The organism is Paraburkholderia sp. SIMBA_030 (assembly GCF_046535245.1).
Taxonomy (GTDB): domain Bacteria; phylum Pseudomonadota; class Gammaproteobacteria; order Burkholderiales; family Burkholderiaceae; genus Paraburkholderia.
Genome location: NZ_JAWRXB010000263.1, coordinates 1 through 303, shown reverse-complemented (window position 1 = coordinate 303; position 303 = coordinate 1). Strand labels below are relative to the sequence as shown.

Here is a 303-nt window from a genome sequence, read left to right as displayed (position 1 = left end):
CCCTGCGTGAATCAGCGCGCGCAGCAATCTCAGCGCCTGCGGGCCAAAATCCTGCGTCTCATCAACAACAATGGCGCTGTAGGAAGGGCCGAGCGACTTGTCGGCGTCGAGCATTGACGCCACCTCACGGTATGCGTCGTCCACTTCCTTGAGCTTGCGCGAAGCGAGCTGCCCACGGTATTCGTCGAAGACTGGCCAAACCGCATCACGCTTTGCGCGGCTGAGCAGCACCCCACGGCCGGTTCGGCGCGCCTTTCGGTACTCGTCCAGGGTCGTAATTCCCTGAGCAAGGATGACCTTTTC

1 pseudogene is annotated in these 303 nt (G+C 61.4%); it reads right to left on the bottom strand.

The features are described from left to right. A pseudogene (locus tag SB772_RS39935) lies at positions 1 to 303 on the bottom strand (hypothetical protein); the annotation flags it as partial.